Below are 16,469 nucleotides of genomic sequence, written 5' to 3'. Positions count from 1 at the left end.
ATGGGGCTCTCCCATTACGGCTGCGGCATGGTTGAAGAATTTCAAGGAACATGATTCCTTGCCAAAGAACCAATGTTCGTTAAGTACGGTTGTCGCTGCGCAATTCAAGGCTAGCCTGGAAGCTCACAAACTCGTGGATGCAACGTGGACGGCCAAGCCCACTGAAGTTTTGGTTAAGACCTGGGATGAAAGCAAGCCTGAAAAACTTCCAGTAGAGGCGGTGTTTTACGACGCATTGACGCCCGCCAAGTTGGTGGATGCCCAGAAGTTTCAGCGTGAGTATTATCTTGAGACTTCTTTGTATCTGCCTATTGTAAAAATCAATATGGCGGCAACCAATAAGCAAATATTCAGTTTCGATGCCAAAGATCAAAGGTTTGGCCAGCTGGTCGCTGAAAGACTGAACAGTAGATATAACAGTGTTTCAAACAACTGCAACGGAAAGCCGGCGTACTATTGCAGTGGTGTAATAGTGCGTACAACTGGGGCCAAGCCGTCTTACCATTCCTGGAATCCAAGCCCTACGGCTATCAACAAGAAAGGAGTTCCTTTTTCGTACTTGCGTAAGGATTTAGGCATCACAAAATTGGCTTGGGGAGATCTTCACGGCTTCATTTTCAAGGACTTCGCCACTGCAGAGCGACTGGGAACCTATCCGATCAGCCTGCTTTGCTCGTTTCCTACGGATGCGGCGAGTTGGTATCGGTCAGGGGACGGCGGTTGTGGTCCTCACAGTTATCATCCAACGACGAGTCGTTCTTGCCCGGAGGAAGGCGTGACGACCCTGGAACAATGGAAAGTACATTATCGTTCAGTTCCTGGTGGTGGTGAGTTTTCAGCGAGAAACAGACATCAATGTGGTTTTACTTCAAGTGTCGAGCAATTCGCAATCAGCCTTCAGGCAAGAAGCCAGTTTGAGCCACCCGCGGAAGAGCGCCCTTTCCATAATGAAATAATCCTGTCCCTTTGGCCGCAAGATATTCCGAAGCAACTTCCGCTCTACGCATTTTTCTATCTTCAGCGGCAGGACGGTGGTTCGGGTGTGACGGGGGCTAAGTACATACAACAGGATTATTTCAATGTGACGGGCGAGGTGCTGCCTGTTATCAGAGTGGATCTTGCCCCTGAAACAGTGGCTGTTTTCAGTTTTCACGAAGGAGATCAGGCCACGGCGTTGAAAGGTCGTTGAGCGTGATGAATCGACTCAGCTAAAAAAACAAAGGCATAAGGTGTGGTTTGTCTGCACCTTATGCCTTTTTTGCGCAAGTATTCAAAGACTGACGCGCAACACGCGAGAAAACATCAGGTTATCATTCGAGCCGGAGCGATGAACACTGTAGTTTATTAATACAACTTTTCCTGCGTTCTCTGTTATCCAGCTTGCTGGAATGCTAAAAGCCATAGATGAACTGTTTTGAATCGGTTGGCTTTCAGTATCCCGCACAACCACGCCGTGCCATCTGACTCTGACGGAATAAGGGGAAGTCATGTTCAAAAACTTGACTGTCACATTTTTTCTGTCCCCCGATAGTCGCGGTTCACTGAGGTCAAACATTTGTTGATCTACATTCAATGAGAGCGATTTGGAAATGATCAGCGGCGCGCCAAGGCTCAAGCGGACGCTGTAGTTGACCGTGACAAGGCTGCCAATGGAATCGATCACTTCGAGTCGAGGGATCCTGAAGTTGAGAGGCCCGGGGGTGCCGACGGTCAATGTCTCGGTGTCATATTTATAGCGGCCATTTGTCCAGCGTACCCTCACGGTTTGTCCGCCGAGCATGCCGACGTAGTGCGGTACCTGCACATTGACATGTGTGCTGTGATAGACGTCGTTAAAGTTCAGACGCTTACCCTCAGCGCCATAGGCTTCCAACACTTTGGGGGCAGTAAGGTTTAATGCGTTCAATTGAGTACTCATTTTTGACTCCTTCTGAAAAGACAGCCGGGTTGTTTGTGCAAGTTAGAGCTCGACTCTTAATACTTGAGAAAATTGGCTTTGCTCATCGATACCGGGCCGATTGACGCTGTAATTGATCAATACGGTTTTCCCTTTGTTTTCTGATACCCAACTCGCGGGAATGGAAAACTCTGCAGTGATCCCTGTTTTCATATCCTGCCATTGCGTCCTGCGGGTGATGACTCCACCGAAACGGACGCGCGCCTGATATCCGGTGGTCATTGCCGGATACCGCACAGTCACTGTGGTTTGATCGGGGGGCAGCCTTGGCGGGGGCAGCACGAACTCCTGAGCGTCTACCGCCAGGCTAAGCGGAGCAGATCGGTGCAATGGACCGTTCGGGTAGGTACGTACCGTGAAACTGACGGGAACGGTACTGCCTATGGAATCCACGACTTCCATACGTGGAACGTTCAGGTCCATCGCGCCGACGTTCGTCACCGTGGTGATTGCGCTGTCGTAGACATGCCGCACGGACGCGTAACGGAGGCGGAGGGTTTGCCCTATCGCCATTCCTACATAGTGTTCAATCCGCGCGGTTATGTGCGTGGCGGTGTAAATATCGGACATTTTCAGGCGATCATCTTGGGCCCCATAGGCTTCGAGGATTTTGGGGGGCTTCAAGATGATCGTGGTTTTGACGGTGAAGGATTTAGCCTCGGACTCGGGCGTTGCCTCTCCACGAATCACGCGCAAGGTGACACTGACTGCGCTTTGGTCGCTTTCGTTGGCCCAAGCCAACGGTATGGGAAACGCTAGTGTTCCGCTTCCTGAATAGGTCTTGGGCGTCGTCTCGCGCGCCGTCCGCCCTTGCCAACCAACGCGTACGCTATCGCCGGCCAACAGCCCGACACCTGAGGCGATAACCTCAATGCTGGAAAGGTAAGCAGGATCCAGCACCCCCCCTTGTTCGCCTGTCACCATTGGGGCAGGTATGCGATTCAGGTTTACGTTGACTTCAGTAGGAATTGCCCAAGGGGCATAAGCGTGAGGACGGTTCCCACAGCGATCGATCACTTGGAAGGTAATCAAGTGTTTGCCATCCCCCGCACGCTTGATCAGTTGTTCGTCGAACCTGATCAAAATCGGATGGTTTTGCGGGTCGCTTATTTGTTCTGGAGTCACGGGATAGAACATCACCTGTTCTTCATCACCCCATTGCGCGTCGATGCGGTCAAAGGCGCTGGCGTTCAGATAATCGATACGCATGACAATGCCCTGCCTGGCCATCTCGCTGTCGACGCCATTTTTGATATCCGGCGTGAAGCTATAGAGCAGGCGGGGATGACCTTGTGGTTCGGGTTTATCGAGCACACCACCCGGAAGTGTTCGCTTGATCAGAATGTTGAGCTTGAACGAGTCGGATTCGTTGCCGCTGGAACGGATAACACGATAAAAAACCGGAGACGCACTTCCATCCAGTATCTGGCCTGCCGGTACATGGAAAAGAAGCGGGGCAGTAAGTTTTTCGGCGGTGTCGATGATTTCCGTCAGTACGGGGGTTACGCCGTCACGCCAGAAGAGCTGGCATATGTCGCCAAATGCGATATTGAGCCATGGATCCACTCTGACGAGCAGATCGGCAGTCAGGGCGGCGGCGCCAATGCCACCGTGGTAACCCTCGTCACCACCAATCGGTGAAATCCATGCTGGAATATACGGGGCTCCGAGGGCCAGCGCGTTGCTGTCCGTGGAGTTCTCATCGGTCTCGGGGGGCAAAGTCATCGGAGTGCTCCTGTCAGGGCAGCGCCGAGAACTATTCCATCGGAGCTGTCACTTCATCTGGCGACAGCGGCGACTTTTAGCGCAACTGTCAGATCTGACAGTTGCGATGAACGGTAAACATTGGAGGGGCGTAAGCAGTCAGTGGGGGGGGGCGAGCAACTGACCTGAAATTTCAATGGGTGAGCAATAAAAGATGGCAGCCTTCAAGGGCTAATAATCATCCCCGCGATCGGTGACGTCTTTCTCGACCATCGGCGCATTCGGGTCCTGCCCTTCGGGGAATTTGCCCTTCAGATTCCACGCAAACGCGATGATCTCGGCGATGGTGCGGTAGAGCTCTTCAGGAATGCTGTCGCCCAGTTCCATCCGCGCCAACAAGCGCACCAATTCGGCGTTCTCGTAGATCGGCACTTCGCAATCGCGGGCAATGCGCAGGATTTCTTCGGCCAGTTCGTCATCACCTTTGGCGGTGAGGGTCGGCGCGTGGTTGCCGTCGTATTTGAGGGCGATAGCCTGGCGTGGGGCAGTGGAATCGTTCATGCGGTTTCGTCGACCCAGCGGTGTTCGAGGCGGGTTTGGTTGCCTTGCGGCGGCGTGCCGAGGTGGCAGTCGATGTCGCCGACGTTGAGCCCGCGATCAAGCAGGCGCTGGCGCAAGGCGAACAGGTTGTTTTCGATCAGGTCCGCGGTGTACGGCCGTTCGGCCCACAGTTGGCTGGACAGGCTGCCGGCGATCAGTTGCGCCTGAATCTGCATTGGCCCGAGCGGTTCCATGTCGAACGCCAGATCGACGCGCCACAGTTGCTGTTTGGGCTCGCGCTCGTCACGGCGTTCGTTCGGCTGCGGTTCGCGCTCTGGGGCTTCTTCACGCTGGAACTTGACCTGCAACGGCACGATGTCTTGCAGGTTGCGCATGGGGATTTCCAACTGCCAGGTGCTGAGCAGGCGCCCGTCGTCAGTGACGCCGGTTTGTTCCAGGCTCGACAATTGATGGCTTTGCAGGCGCGAAACAGCGGCAGCGGCGAGGCGCAACAACTGTTCCAGATCGCCTTCGCCTTCCAGGCTTTGCAGCAAGCGGTCGGGCAGCGGGAAACTGCTCGGTACGGGCTTGGCACTGACCTGGCCGAGGGTGCCGAGGGCATTGCGGACGAAGTTCGGCAACGCTTGCGCCAAGGTGTTGGCGGCGATGATCGCGTTGAAACTGGTGCTGCTCGGCAGGCCTGGGGTCAGCTGCGCGATCAGTTTGAGCAGGTCGGCTTTCATGTCCGGCGCCAGTGTCGGGTTCTGCCCGGTCAGCAATTTGGCTTCGAGAAAAGCGCCGCTGTTGGCCAGCGCCAGTGCGACGCCTTTGGCGGTGCTCAGCTGCTGCACGTCGGGCAGGCTGGCGAGCAACCGATCGACCGCCGCGCGCAGATCCTGGGGTGTCTGGTCGGTGTCGGCTGGCAGGTTTTGCAACACGTTCAACAAGCCTGTCAGCGAGGCCTGACGGCTCTGCTGACCGAGCAGTTGCTGGCTGACCGCGAGTTGCTCCTGACGACTACTCATCGGCAAAAATTTCAGGGTTTGTGCATCCTCGACCAACGCCGAGAGCAGGGTGCCGATACGCAGCGGTTGCGGGCTGTCGAGGGTCAGTGTGCTGCCGCTTTGTGCGGTGTTGAGCAAACTGACCAACGAGCGAAACACCGCGGCTTGCCCCGGCGTCTGCGGCAGCACCTGCGAGGTCAGCACTTTGCCTTGCAGCAGGGTGCCGACCGGCAATTGCGCGGTATCGATACGCGTCAGCGTGGCAACGCTGCTGGCGATGGCTTGTTGCACAGTGATGGCCAGGTTGCCCGCCGATGGCTGAGTGATCGCCAGGTTGGTGCCTTGGGGCAACGGCAAATTGCTGGTCGCCTGCACGGTGGTCTGACGGCCGCCGTCCAGCGTCACTTTGAGCAACAGTTGAAAAGTCTGATCCGCCTGCTTGAGCGACAACACCTCGGCCTTGGCGCTCTGCCCGGCGCCGATCAGGCCCTCGACCGGGGTCAGCAGCTTGAGCAGTTCGCCGACTTGCGGGCGAACGGTCGCCGGGGTGGTGGGCGGGAGCGGGAGGATGTTCATTTCGCCTGTCATACGCGGACACAACCTGAGGAAAATGCACTCTTGAGAGTAAGGCACGGCATGTATAATGCCGCCCGTCTTGCGCTTCGTTCAAAAAACATAGCAATTGTTTGACCCAGCTCTCTAGATCGAGCCGGCAATGCATCTATGCTGCATCTCTTTAACGGCCGCGCCAGAGCCGACTTGAACCGTATAAGGCCCGTGATCCCTTGACCAGTCCTGTCCTGCAAACCGTTGCCCTCGCGTGTGAACGTGATCTGCGGCTGCTCTTCGAAAATCTCGAATTGAGACTGGCCAGTGGCGATATGGTGCAGATCAGCGGGCCCAACGGCAGCGGCAAAACCAGTTTACTGCGTTTGTTGGCCGGGCTGATGCAGCCGACCGACGGTCAGGTCTTGCTCAATGGTCAGCCGCTGACCGAAAAGCGCGGTGAACTCGCACGCAACCTGCTGTGGATCGGCCACGCCGCCGGAATCAAGGATCTGCTGACCCCGGAAGAAAACCTGTCGTGGCTCTGCGCCCTGCATCATCCCGCCGAACGCGACGCCATCTGGCAGGCCCTGGCAGCGGTAGGATTGCGCGGTTTCGAAGATGTTCCCTGCCACAGCCTGTCCGCCGGTCAGCAACGCCGCGTGGCGCTGGCGCGCTTGTATCTCGACAGTCCGCCATTGTGGATTCTCGATGAGCCATTCACCGCACTCGACAAGCAAGGCGTGGCGCAACTCGAAGAGCACCTGGCCGGGCACTGCGAGCGCGGCGGTCTGGTGGTGTTGACCACGCACCACACGCTGAGCCGGATGCCGGCCGGTTATCGCGACATCGATCTGGGGAACTGGGCAGTATGAGTGTGTTTGGCCTGCTGGTTGCCCGTGAATCCCGACTGCTGTTTCGCCGCCCGGCGGAGCTGGCCAATCCGCTGATTTTCTTCGCCATCGTCATCGCTTTGTTCCCGCTGGCCGTCGGCCCGGAAACTCAAGTGTTGCAAAACCTGTCCCCCGGGTTAGTCTGGGTGGCGGCGCTTTTGTCGGTCCTGCTCTCGCTGGACGGGCTGTTCCGCAGTGATTTCGAAGACGGATCCCTGGAACAGTGGGTCCTTTCGTCGCACCCGCTACCACTTCTGGTACTGGCCAAGGTACTGGCACACTGGCTTTTCTCCGGTCTGGCACTGGTTTTGCTCTCACCGCTGCTGGCGTTGATGCTCGGTTTGCCTGCCGCCTGCCTGCCGGTTTTGCTGTTTTCGTTGCTGTTGGGAACACCGGTGCTGAGCTTGCTCGGCGCGGTGGGCGCGGCGCTGACGGTCGGTTTGAAACGTGGCGGCCTGTTGCTGGCGCTGCTGATTCTGCCGTTGTACATCCCGGTGTTGATTCTTGGCAGTGGCGCCTTGCAGGCAGCCCTCCAAGGCATGCCGGCGACCGGGTATCTGCTGTGGCTGGGTAGCCTGACCGCCCTGGCGATCACCCTGACACCTTTTGCAATAGCGGCTGGCCTGAAGATCAGCGTCGGCGAATAATGAGGTCTGGTTAAAATTTAACCAGCAAAGACCCTGAGACTGCTCACACCGATGAGCGGCACCCGTGATGGAAACAGTATGAACTGGACCTGGTTTCACAAGCTCGGCTCGCCCAAGTGGTTCTACGGCATCAGCAGCAAGTTGCTGCCGTGGTTGAGCATCGCAGCGTTGCTGCTGATTGGTATCGGCGTCGTCTGGGGCCTGGCTTTCGCGCCGCCGGATTATCAGCAAGGCAACAGCTTTCGCATCATCTACATTCACGTGCCTGCCGCGATGCTCGCTCAGTCGATCTACGTGATGCTCGCGGTGTGTGGTGTGGTCGGGCTGGTGTGGAAGATGAAACTGGCCGACGTCGCCCTGCAATGCGCTGCACCGATCGGGGCGTGGATGACCGCCGTGGCGCTGGTCACCGGGGCGATCTGGGGCAAACCGACCTGGGGTTCATGGTGGGTCTGGGACGCACGCCTGACCTCGATGCTGATCCTGCTGTTTCTGTATTTCGGTGTGATCGCGCTGGGCAATGCCATCAGCAACCGCGACAGCGCCGCGAAGGCCTGCGCGGTGCTGGCCATCGTCGGCGTGATCAACATCCCGATCATCAAATACTCGGTGGAGTGGTGGAACACCCTGCACCAGGGCGCGACCTTTACCCTCACGGAAAAACCGGCGATGCCTGCCGAAATGTGGCTGCCACTGTTGCTGACGGTGCTGGGCTTCTACTGTTTCTTCGGCGCCGTCTTACTGTTGCGCATGCGCCTTGAAGTGCTCAAGCGTGAAGCGCGCGCCAGTTGGGTGAAAGAAGAAGTGCAGCACAGTCTGGAGGCCGCTCGATGAGTTTTGCTTCATTCGGCGACTTTCTCGCCATGGGCCATCATGGCCTGTATGTCTGGTCGGCCTACGGCATCTGTCTGGCGGTATTGGCCTTCAACGTGGCGGCGCCGGTTCTGGCCCGCAAGCGGTATCTGCAACAAGAGGCGCGTCGTCTGCGCCGGGAGAACGGCAAGTGAATCCGCTGCGCAAGAAACGTCTGATCATCATTCTGGCCATTCTGGTCGGGGTCGGCGCTGCCGTCGGCCTGGCCCTCAGCGCCCTGCAGCAGAACATCAATCTGTTCTACACGCCGACCCAGATCGCCAACGGCGAAGCACCGCAAGACACGCGTATTCGCGCTGGCGGCATGGTCGAGAAGGGCTCGTTGCAACGTTCGCCGGATTCGCTCGACGTCAAATTCATCGTCACGGACTTCAATAAATCCGTGACCATCACCTACCGCGGCATCCTTCCGGATTTGTTCCGCGAAGGGCAGGGCATCGTCGCGCTGGGCAAGATCAACGCCGACGGCGTGGTGGTGGCCGATGAAGTGCTGGCCAAGCACGACGAGAAGTACATGCCGCCGGAAGTGACCAAAGCCTTGAAAGACAGTGGCCAATCCGCACCAACACCTGCGAAGGAGGGTTGATCGATGACGTCGGCGATTTTTATTCCTGAGTTGGGCCATCTGGCGATGATTCTGGCGCTGTGTTTTGCCCTGGTGCAGGCCGTGGTGCCATTGGTCGGAGCCTGGCGCGGCGACCGGTTCTGGATGAGTCTGGCCCAGCCGGCCGCGTGGGGGCAGTTTGCGTTTTTGCTGTTTGCGTTCGGCATTTTGACCTACGCATTCATGACCGATGATTTCTCTGTCGCCTACGTGGCCAACAACTCCAACACCGCGTTGCCGTGGTACTACAAATTCAGCGCGGTGTGGGGTGCCCACGAAGGGTCGTTGCTGCTGTGGGCACTGATCCTCGGCGGGTGGACTTTCGCGGTGTCGGTGTTCTCTCGCCAGTTGCCGCAAGTCATGCTCGCTCGCGTTCTGGCGGTGATGGGCATGATCAGCACCGGTTTTCTGCTGTTCCTGATCCTCACGTCCAACCCGTTCAAACGCATCCTGCCGCAGATGCCGAGCAATGGCGCTGACCTCAATCCACTGTTGCAAGACATCGGCCTGATCGTCCATCCGCCGATGCTGTACATGGGCTACGTCGGCTTTTCGGTGGCGTTCGCCTTCGCCATCGCCGCGTTGATGGGCGGTCGCCTCGATGCCGCGTGGGCACGCTGGTCGCGTCCGTGGACCATCGTCGCCTGGGCCTTCCTCGGCATCGGCATCACCCTCGGTTCGTGGTGGGCGTACTACGAACTCGGCTGGGGCGGCTGGTGGTTCTGGGACCCGGTGGAAAACGCTTCCTTCATGCCTTGGCTGGTCGGCACCGCGCTGATTCACTCGCTGGCCGTCACGGAAAAACGTGGCGTGTTCAAGAGCTGGACCGTGTTGCTGGCGATTGCCGCGTTCTCGCTGAGTTTGCTCGGGACGTTCCTCGTACGTTCCGGCGTGCTGACTTCGGTGCACGCGTTTGCCTCGGACCCTGAGCGCGGCGTATTCATCCTGATTTTCCTGTTGTTCGTGGTGGGTGGTTCGCTGACGCTGTTCGCCCTGCGTGCGCCAGTGGTCAAGAGTCAGGTCGGCTTCAACCTGTGGTCGCGGGAAACCCTGCTGCTGGGCAACAACCTGGTGCTGGTCGTGGCCGCGTCGATGATCCTGCTCGGCACGCTGTACCCTCTGATTCTCGATGCGATCAGCGGCGCGAAGATGTCGGTCGGCCCGCCGTACTTCAACGCACTGTTCATTCCGTTGATGGCGCTGCTGATGCTGGTCATGGCGGTCGGTGTGATCGTCCGTTGGAAAGACACCCCGGTGAAATGGCTGGCCGGCATGCTGACGCCCGTGCTGCTCGGCAGCGTCGCGCTGGCCGTAGTCGCCGGTGTCGCTTACGGCGATTTCAACTGGGCGGTGATCGCGACCTTCCTGCTCGCCGCGTGGGTGCTGCTGGCCGGTGCTCGCGACATCGTCGACAAGACTCGCCACAAAGGCCTGATCAAAGGCCTGCCGACGCTGACCCGCAGCTATTGGGGCATGCAGATCGCCCACCTCGGCATCGCCGTGTGCGCCTTGGGCGTGGTGTTGTCGAGCCAGAACAGTGCCGAACGCGATCTGCGTCTGGCGCCGGGCGAGTCGATGGACCTGGCCGGTTATCACTTCATTTTCGAAGGCGCCAAGCACTTCGAAGGGCCGAACTTCACGTCTGATAAAGGCACGATTCGGGTTATTCGTGACGGCAAGGAAATCAGCGTGCTGCACCCGGAAAAACGTTTGTACACCGTGCAAAGCTCGATGATGACCGAAGCCGGCATCGACGCTGGCTTTACCCGTGACCTCTACGTTGCCCTCGGTGAACCGTTGGACAACGGCGCGTGGGCGGTGCGCGTGCACGTCAAACCATTCGTGCGCTGGATCTGGTTCGGCGGCTTGCTCACCGGTTTTGGTGGTTTGCTGGCGGCGCTGGATCGACGTTATCGGGTCAAGGTGAAAGCCAAGGTGCGTGAAGCGCTGGGCATGACGGGAGCGGCTGCATGAGACGTTGGTTGATGCTGGTGCCACTGGCGATTTTCCTGTTGGTGGCGGTGTTTCTTTATCGCGGTTTGTACCTCGATCCGGCGGAACTGCCGTCGGCGATGATCAACAAGCCGTTCCCGGAATTTTCCCTGCCAAACGTGCAGGGCGACAAGAGCCTGACCAAGGCTGACATTCTCGGCAAACCGGCGCTGGTCAACGTCTGGGGCACCTGGTGCATTTCCTGCCGGGTCGAGCATCCAGTGCTGAACAAACTCGCCGAGCGCGGCGTGGTGATCTACGGCATCAACTACAAGGACACCAACGCCGATGCCTTGAAGTGGCTGGCCGAGTTCCACAATCCGTATGCGCTGGATATCCGTGACGACGAGGGCTCGCTGGGCCTCAATCTTGGTGTCTACGGCGCGCCGGAAACCTTCTTCATCGACGCCAAGGGCATCATCCGCGACAAATACGTCGGCGTGATTGATGAGCAAGTCTGGCGCGAAAAACTCGCGGCCAAATATCAGGCGCTGGTCGATGAGGCCAAGCCATGAAGCGTTTTTTAGCGGCTGTGGTGTTGGGCTTGAGTCTGGCCGGTGTCGCCCATGCCGCCATCGATACGTATGAGTTCGCCAAAGAAGCTGATCGCGAGCGTTTTCGCGAACTGACCAAGGAACTGCGCTGCCCCAAGTGCCAGAACCAGGACATCGCCGACTCCAACGCGCCGATTGCCGCGGACTTGCGCAAAGAGATTTTCCGCATGCTCGGTGAAGGCAAGGACAACCAGCAGATCATCGACTTCATGGTTGATCGCTACGGTGACTTCGTCCGCTACAAACCGGCGCTCAATGCCAAAACGGCGTTGCTGTGGTTCGGCCCGGCCGGGCTGCTGCTCGGTGGTTTGGTGGTGATTGCGGTGATCGTTCGCCGTCGTCGCGGCCAGCGCACTGAAACCCCGCAATCGCTTAGCGCCGATGAGCGTCAGCGCCTCGACCAACTGTTGGATAAAAACCAAGAATGATTGATTTCTGGCTTGCCGCAGGGCTGTTGCTTCTGGTCGCCCTGAGTTTTCTGCTGATCCCGGTGTTGCGTGAACGTCGCGCCCAGCGTGAAGAGGATCGTACTGCCCTGAACGTTGCGCTGTATCAGGAGCGCGTCGCCGAGTTGCAATCGCAACAGGCTGAAGGTGTGCTCGACGCGGCGCAAATGGACAGCGGTCGTGCTGAGGCTGCGCGTGAGTTGCTGGCCGATACCGAAGGCGCTGCTGCTCCTCGGGTTTCGCGACTGGGCAAGCCGCTACCATTGCTGGCGGCTGTACTTGTGCCGGTGTTGGGCCTGGGTTTGTACATGCACTTCGGCGCTGCCGACAAAGTCGAACTGACCCGCGAATTTGCCCAGGCACCGCAGTCGATGGAAGAGATGACCCAGCGTCTGGAACGTGCCGTCGCCGCGCAACCGGACTCTGCCGAAGGCCTGTATTTCCTCGGCCGTACCTACATGGCGCAAGAGCGTCCGGCGGATGCGGCGAAGATGTTCGAACGCGCGGCCAACCTGGCCGGTCGCCAACCGGAATTGCTCGGCCAGTGGGCGCAGGCGCAATACTTTGCTGACGGCAAGAAGTGGTCGGCGAAGATTCAGGCGCTGACCGACGAGGCGTTGAAGGCTGATCCGAAAGAAGTCACCAGCCTCGGCCTGCTCGGCATCGCCGCGTTTGAAGGCGAGCGTTATCAGCAAGCCATCGATTACTGGAATCGTCTGCTCGCACAATTGCCACCGGACGACAATTCCCGCGCCGCGCTGCAAGGCGGGATCAAACGCGCCGCCGAACGTCTCGAAGCCGGCGGCGGCAAGGTCGCTGAGGCACCGGTCGCCGCGAAAGCCGCGGTGTTGAAAGTCAGCGTCAATCTGGCCAGCGAACTGCGAAGCAAAGTGCAGCCGGGCGACAGCGTGTTCATCTTCGCCCGCGCCACTTCTGGTCCTCCAGCGCCGTTGGCGGCCAAGCGCCTGACCGTGGCCGATCTGCCGGTGACCGTCGAACTGGGCGATGCCGACGCAATGATGCCGCAGTTGAAACTGTCGAACTTCCCTGAAGTCCAACTGGTTGCGCGCATCTCCCGCGCCGGCCAACCGACGGCCGGCGAGTGGGTCGGGCGCAGCGGCCCTCTGGCCAGCAGCACCACCGCGCTACAAAAACTGACCATCGACAGCCCGGACCAATAACCGGCACAACAGGAAAGCACCGCCATGCACACCATCGCCCGAATCACAGTCCTCACACTGGCCCTGGGCTTGAGTGCATGTGCGGTGCAACGCCCGGAACCGACCACCAACCTGCCGCCGATCCCGCCGTCGCAACCAAGCCCGACCCCGTCGACCTCGCCGACCCCAGGCAAAAGCATCCCGGCAAAACCAACCAAACCAGTGCCGCGCACCTCGGCCAGCTTCGCCCCACCACCGGGCGGTAACAGCCACTGGGATCAGAAACTTGGCGTCTACGTCCTCGACGACCAGACCAACACCTTCTACCGCCAACGCACCTACTACCGCTGGAACAACGGCTGGAGCCGCTCGATCAGCCCCAACGGCCCGTGGGAAGACACCAACATCCACGGCGTGCCACCGGGGTTGGGCAAGCAGTTCGGGCAGTGAATGAAAACGGCGATCTTCGGATCGCCGTTTTTTTGTCTGTTGTTTGACTACGTTCACGGGCATTGGCTAGGCCAGCACCCCCTGCACATACTCAACAAACGCCCGTGCCTTGGCACTGGCCATTCTCCCCGTCGGAAACACTGCCCATAAATCCAGATCAGGCAATGTCCAGTCGTGCATGACGGTTTTCACCGCGCCGCTGGCTAATTCGGGGGCGAACATCCACTCGGACGCGAGGGTCAGGCCCTGATCGGCCAGTACGGCTTCGCGCACCCCTTCGGCCGCGCTGACGCGCAGGCGTCCGCTGATGATCACTGATTGTTTCTCCGTGCCTTTGGCGAACTCCCAGGTGGTACCGCCGCCGAGGTTGTAGACAACCGCCTGGTGTTTGCTCAATTCGGCGGGGCAGCTCGGTTCGCCGTGCCTGGCGAAGTAGGCCGGTGTGCCGAGGACCACGCGGCGGCAAGCGGCGATCTTGCGCGCGGTCAGGCCCGAATCGGTGAGTGCGCCCATGCGCAAGGCGACGTCGATGCCTTCTTCGACCAGGTTGATGTTGCGGTCGTCGAGCATCAAGTCGATGTTCAGTTGTGGGTGTTGATCGAGAAACGGCCCCAGTTGCGGCACGATGTGCAGGCGGCCGAAGGTCACGGCGGCACTGATGCGCAGGTTGCCGCTCAGGCCGCTGGCGATGCCTCGCGCAGCGTTGTCGGCCTCATCGGCTTCTTCGAGGGCGCGTTTGGCCCGTTCGAAAAAGGCAAGTCCCGCCTCGGTCGGGGTCAGGCCTCGGGTCGAGCGCAGGAGCAGGCTGACCGCCAGGCGTTTTTCCAGGTGCGCGATGGTTTTCGATACGGCGGGCTGGCCGATGTTCAGGCGCCGGGCGGCGGCGGAAAACGAGCCGGTTTCGACGACGCAGACGAAGGTTTCCATGGCGGCGAGGCGGTCCATCAATGCTCCTGTACAAATCTGGATATATCGTCGATTCCTGTGGGAGCGAGCCTGCTCGCGAAAGCGGCGTATCAGCAACATCAATGTGTCTGACAGACCGTATTCGCGGGCAGGCTCGCTCCCACAGGGGATTTGCGGTGTTGATTAGAAGGCGGATTTGCCGACCGAGGCGCCGCCATCGACAAACAGGGTTTGTCCGGTGATAAAGCCGCTTTGCTCCGAGAGCAAAAACGCAATCGCCGAAGCAATCTCTTCCGGCTGCCCCAGCCGCCCCATCGGCATCCCCGCCAGATAGCGCGCTTCACCCTCGCTGCCCGGCGGATTGTTGGCGCGGAACAACTCCGTCTCAGTCGGCCCCGGTGCCACCGCGTTCACGGTGATGCCGGTCTGCGCCAGTTCCAGCGCCCATGAACGGGTGAAGCTGACCAGCGCCGCTTTCGCCGCTGCATACGCCGTGCGTTGGGTGATGCCCAGCACCGTCAGACTGGAAATGTTCACCACCCGACCCCAACCGCGCGTGCGCATGCCCGGGAGCAGCGCCTGGGTCGCCTGCAACGCTGAGTGCAGATTCAGCCGCATCACCTCGTCGAAGGCGTCCAGGTCGATATCGCCCAGCGCCTGCGGTCGAACCAGCCCGACGTTGTTCACCAGCCCATCGAACTCGTAGGTTCGTGCCAGCTCTGCGAGCACCTCACCGGTCAGCTTGCGATCGCTCAGGTCCAGCGGAAACAGAATCCCCGGAAAGCTCAAATCCGGCTGGCGAGCAATCCCCACCACGCGATGCCCGGCGCGGTCGAGATGTTCGGCCAGCGCCCGGCCGATGCCTTTGCTGGCGCCGGTGATGAGGAAGGTACGTCGGGTCATGGCAACTCCAGGGCAGCTCATCGGTTCAGCCACGCAATGCATCCAGCATCGCTTCAGGCTCGGGACGCTGAGTGTAATCCGGGTTGACCTCGGCGTAACGAATCACACCATTCTGACCGATCACATAACGCGCCGGCATCGGCAAGGTCCAGGCCGGATCGTCGTTGAAGGTCGGAAGGTCGTTGCGCAGATTCTTGTACAGCTCGATCAGGTAGGGCGGCAGTTCGAAGCGCAAGCCGAAGGCTGCCGCGACGTCATTGCGCGAGTCGCTGAGGATCGGGAATTGCAGTTCGTTGATGCGCTGCGATTTGCGGCTGTTGGCAGCGATCTGCGGTGAAATCGCCAGCAGGCTCGCCCCGGCGTCTTGAATCACCGGGAGAAACGCCTGCAATGCCTGCAACTCCATGTTGCAGTACGGGCACCAGACGCCCCGATAAAACGTCAGCACCAACGGCCCTTGTGCCAGCTGATCGGCGGACGAGACCGGCTGCCCCTCAGGGTCTTTGAGGGTGAACAGCGGCGCCGTGTCGCCGACCTTCAACGCATGACTGACGGCGCCGGAGGCAATCAGTTCGGCGGTGGCGCGTTCCATCACCGGGTGGATGTCGGCCGGGGCGTTGTAAGGCGGTTTGCCGGCCTTGAAGTCAGCTTTGAAGGCATCGAGTTTTGCTTGCAGGGTCATGGTCGAAAGTCCTGAAGAAGCGCCGGTAGTGGCTGGGTTCAAGAGTGACCGTCAGGCGTGGGCAGGGGAATGCAGGTGCATGGCATAGCATTCATGCTTGAGGGGAATGGGTAGGGCTCATTACATTCTGTAAAAAAACCGTCCTTCGTTCTTTACATTTTTCTGTGCTGTTATGCACGAAGTTGAGTACAGAGATCTTGTTGTTCAGGCTATTCGGCGCGCCAGTAGCCAGTTGCTTATCCAGCCAGGCCGTTAAAGGAGATCCGTAATGCAATATCCAATTTGTATCGAGTGGGGAGACGAGAACACTGCCATCGGTATTCAGATCCCCGACATCCCCGGCGCAGTTACGGCAGGGGACAGCTTTGAAGATGCCTGCAATGCGGCGGTTGAAATCGCCCACATCAGGCTGCAAGAGATTGCGGCGGACGGAGAGTCGATTTCTATGCCGACATCGGCATCCGCTCATCGCAGTAATCCGCAGTTCGCCGAGATGGGCTGGGGCATGCTGGAGCTGGATATCTCGCCGTATCTCGACAAGAACGAGAAGGTCAACGTGACGCTCCCGCGGGCGGAGTGAATAACCTGTGGGAGCGAGCCTGCTCGCG

Annotated in this window: 18 protein-coding genes and 1 pseudogene; 12 read left to right on the top strand and 7 right to left on the bottom strand. The window is 59.2% G+C overall.

What is annotated here, in order from left to right; all coding sequences use genetic code 11:
* Positions 1–1,189, top strand: a 1,189-nt coding sequence (locus tag A8O26_RS07265) for a hypothetical protein (protein ID WP_216637705.1), incomplete at its 5' end; no start/stop codon positions are given.
* Positions 1,190–1,270: 81 nt separating this feature from the next.
* Here A8O26_RS07265 and A8O26_RS07260 read toward each other — a convergent pair.
* The 4 genes from A8O26_RS07260 to A8O26_RS07245 all read right to left on the bottom strand — a co-directional run bounded on the left by A8O26_RS07260 (position 1,271) and on the right by A8O26_RS07245 (position 5,793).
* Positions 1,271–1,918 (bottom strand): hypothetical protein, encoded by a 648-nt coding sequence (locus tag A8O26_RS07260; protein WP_064117393.1) that lies wholly within the window; start codon positions 1,916–1,918, stop codon positions 1,271–1,273.
* Between the two features lie 42 nt (positions 1,919–1,960).
* Complete coding sequence (locus A8O26_RS07255; RefSeq protein WP_064117392.1) at positions 1,961–3,682, bottom strand: hypothetical protein; 1,722 nt, start codon at positions 3,680–3,682, stop codon at positions 1,961–1,963.
* Positions 3,683–3,892: 210 nt separating this feature from the next.
* Positions 3,893–4,222 (bottom strand): EscU/YscU/HrcU family type III secretion system export apparatus switch protein, encoded by a 330-nt coding sequence (locus A8O26_RS07250; protein WP_016987484.1) that lies wholly within the window; start codon positions 4,220–4,222, stop codon positions 3,893–3,895.
* A complete protein-coding gene (locus tag A8O26_RS07245) occupies positions 4,219–5,793 on the bottom strand; it encodes a flagellar hook-length control protein FliK (RefSeq protein ID WP_064117391.1) in 1,575 nt (524 codons plus the stop codon). Before A8O26_RS07245 ends, A8O26_RS07250 begins: the two co-directional genes overlap by 4 nt.
* A gap of 197 nt (positions 5,794–5,990) precedes the next feature.
* On the opposite strand from A8O26_RS07245, the gene ccmA reads away from it, so the two are divergent.
* The 10 genes from ccmA to A8O26_RS07195 all read left to right on the top strand — a co-directional run bounded on the left by ccmA (position 5,991) and on the right by A8O26_RS07195 (position 13,370).
* Entirely contained in the window at positions 5,991–6,626 is a 636-nt protein-coding gene (ccmA, locus tag A8O26_RS07240; RefSeq protein WP_064117390.1) for a cytochrome c biogenesis heme-transporting ATPase CcmA, read from the top strand.
* Positions 6,623–7,291 carry a heme exporter protein CcmB gene (gene ccmB / locus A8O26_RS07235; RefSeq protein WP_008083427.1) on the top strand — a complete coding sequence of 223 codons (669 nt, stop codon included), beginning with the start codon at positions 6,623–6,625 and terminating at the stop codon, positions 7,289–7,291. Before ccmA ends, ccmB begins: the two co-directional genes overlap by 4 nt.
* Positions 7,292–7,369: 78 nt before the next feature.
* A complete protein-coding gene (locus tag A8O26_RS07230; RefSeq protein WP_064117389.1) occupies positions 7,370–8,125 on the top strand; it encodes a heme ABC transporter permease in 756 nt (251 codons plus the stop codon).
* Entirely contained in the window at positions 8,122–8,298 is a 177-nt protein-coding gene (gene ccmD / locus A8O26_RS07225) for a heme exporter protein CcmD (protein ID WP_064117388.1), read from the top strand. The genes A8O26_RS07230 and ccmD overlap by 4 nt, the downstream gene beginning before the upstream one ends.
* Complete coding sequence (ccmE, locus tag A8O26_RS07220) at positions 8,295–8,750, top strand: cytochrome c maturation protein CcmE (RefSeq protein WP_064117387.1); 456 nt, start codon at positions 8,295–8,297, stop codon at positions 8,748–8,750. Before ccmD ends, ccmE begins: the two co-directional genes overlap by 4 nt.
* 3 nt (positions 8,751–8,753) lie before the next feature.
* Entirely contained in the window at positions 8,754–10,742 is a 1,989-nt protein-coding gene (locus tag A8O26_RS07215) for a heme lyase CcmF/NrfE family subunit (RefSeq protein ID WP_064117386.1), read from the top strand.
* Complete coding sequence (locus A8O26_RS07210; protein WP_007919961.1) at positions 10,739–11,275, top strand: DsbE family thiol:disulfide interchange protein; 537 nt, start codon at positions 10,739–10,741, stop codon at positions 11,273–11,275. The genes A8O26_RS07215 and A8O26_RS07210 overlap by 4 nt, the downstream gene beginning before the upstream one ends.
* Positions 11,272–11,742 (top strand): cytochrome c-type biogenesis protein, encoded by a 471-nt coding sequence (locus tag A8O26_RS07205; protein WP_064117385.1) that lies wholly within the window; start codon positions 11,272–11,274, stop codon positions 11,740–11,742. Before A8O26_RS07210 ends, A8O26_RS07205 begins: the two co-directional genes overlap by 4 nt.
* A complete protein-coding gene (ccmI, locus tag A8O26_RS07200; RefSeq protein ID WP_064117384.1) occupies positions 11,739–12,941 on the top strand; it encodes a c-type cytochrome biogenesis protein CcmI in 1,203 nt (400 codons plus the stop codon). Before A8O26_RS07205 ends, ccmI begins: the two co-directional genes overlap by 4 nt.
* Positions 12,942–12,965: 24 nt before the next feature.
* Entirely contained in the window at positions 12,966–13,370 is a 405-nt protein-coding gene (locus A8O26_RS07195; protein ID WP_064117383.1) for a hypothetical protein, read from the top strand.
* Between the two features lie 66 nt (positions 13,371–13,436).
* Here the strand turns inward: A8O26_RS07195 and A8O26_RS07190 are convergent, their stop codons facing one another.
* From A8O26_RS07190 to A8O26_RS07180, 3 genes are all read right to left on the bottom strand, one after another.
* Positions 13,437–14,315, bottom strand: a complete 879-nt coding sequence (locus A8O26_RS07190; RefSeq protein ID WP_064117382.1) for a LysR family transcriptional regulator — start codon at positions 14,313–14,315, stop codon at positions 13,437–13,439.
* Between the two features lie 144 nt (positions 14,316–14,459).
* Positions 14,460–15,179 (bottom strand): SDR family oxidoreductase, encoded by a 720-nt coding sequence (locus A8O26_RS07185; protein ID WP_064117381.1) that lies wholly within the window; start codon positions 15,177–15,179, stop codon positions 14,460–14,462.
* Between the two features lie 25 nt (positions 15,180–15,204).
* Positions 15,205–15,861, bottom strand: coding sequence for a peroxiredoxin-like family protein (locus tag A8O26_RS07180; protein WP_064117380.1), 657 nt, complete (start codon positions 15,859–15,861; stop codon positions 15,205–15,207).
* A 268-nt stretch (positions 15,862–16,129) separates the two neighbouring features.
* On the opposite strand from A8O26_RS07180, the pseudogene A8O26_RS07175 reads away from it, so the two are divergent.
* Positions 16,130–16,429, top strand: a pseudogene (locus tag A8O26_RS07175) (type II toxin-antitoxin system HicB family antitoxin); the annotation flags it as partial.
* Between the last annotated feature and the right edge of the window lie 40 nt (positions 16,430–16,469).

Origin of the sequence: Pseudomonas fluorescens (assembly GCF_001648775.1) — a bacterium.
In the GTDB taxonomy this organism is placed as follows: Bacteria; Pseudomonadota; Gammaproteobacteria; order Pseudomonadales; family Pseudomonadaceae; genus Aquipseudomonas; species Aquipseudomonas fluorescens_M.
This window is presented reverse-complemented; position numbering and strand designations above follow the sequence as displayed.

Bases quoted from the DNA above. Each gene is read 5' to 3' on its own strand.
- ccmB (WP_008083427.1), top strand. From the start codon at position 6,623: ATGAGTGTGTTTGGCCTGCTGGTTGCCCGTGAATCCCGACTGCTGTTT.
- A8O26_RS07245 (WP_064117391.1), bottom strand. From the start codon at position 5,793: ATGACAGGCGAAATGAACATCCTCCCGCTCCCGCCCACCACCCCGGCG.
- A8O26_RS07250 (WP_016987484.1), bottom strand. From the start codon at position 4,222: ATGAACGATTCCACTGCCCCACGCCAGGCTATCGCCCTCAAATACGAC.
- A8O26_RS07190 (WP_064117382.1), bottom strand. From the start codon at position 14,315: ATGGACCGCCTCGCCGCCATGGAAACCTTCGTCTGCGTCGTCGAAACC.
- A8O26_RS07195 (WP_064117383.1), top strand. From the start codon at position 12,966: ATGCACACCATCGCCCGAATCACAGTCCTCACACTGGCCCTGGGCTTG.
- A8O26_RS07260 (WP_064117393.1), bottom strand. From the start codon at position 1,918: ATGAGTACTCAATTGAACGCATTAAACCTTACTGCCCCCAAAGTGTTG.
- A8O26_RS07215 (WP_064117386.1), top strand. From the start codon at position 8,754: ATGACGTCGGCGATTTTTATTCCTGAGTTGGGCCATCTGGCGATGATT.
- ccmI (WP_064117384.1), top strand. From the start codon at position 11,739: ATGATTGATTTCTGGCTTGCCGCAGGGCTGTTGCTTCTGGTCGCCCTG.
- A8O26_RS07255 (WP_064117392.1), bottom strand. From the start codon at position 3,682: ATGACTTTGCCCCCCGAGACCGATGAGAACTCCACGGACAGCAACGCG.
- A8O26_RS07230 (WP_064117389.1), top strand. From the start codon at position 7,370: ATGAACTGGACCTGGTTTCACAAGCTCGGCTCGCCCAAGTGGTTCTAC.
- ccmD (WP_064117388.1), top strand. From the start codon at position 8,122: ATGAGTTTTGCTTCATTCGGCGACTTTCTCGCCATGGGCCATCATGGC.
- A8O26_RS07180 (WP_064117380.1), bottom strand. From the start codon at position 15,861: ATGACCCTGCAAGCAAAACTCGATGCCTTCAAAGCTGACTTCAAGGCC.
- A8O26_RS07185 (WP_064117381.1), bottom strand. From the start codon at position 15,179: ATGACCCGACGTACCTTCCTCATCACCGGCGCCAGCAAAGGCATCGGC.
- A8O26_RS07210 (WP_007919961.1), top strand. From the start codon at position 10,739: ATGAGACGTTGGTTGATGCTGGTGCCACTGGCGATTTTCCTGTTGGTG.
- A8O26_RS07205 (WP_064117385.1), top strand. From the start codon at position 11,272: ATGAAGCGTTTTTTAGCGGCTGTGGTGTTGGGCTTGAGTCTGGCCGGT.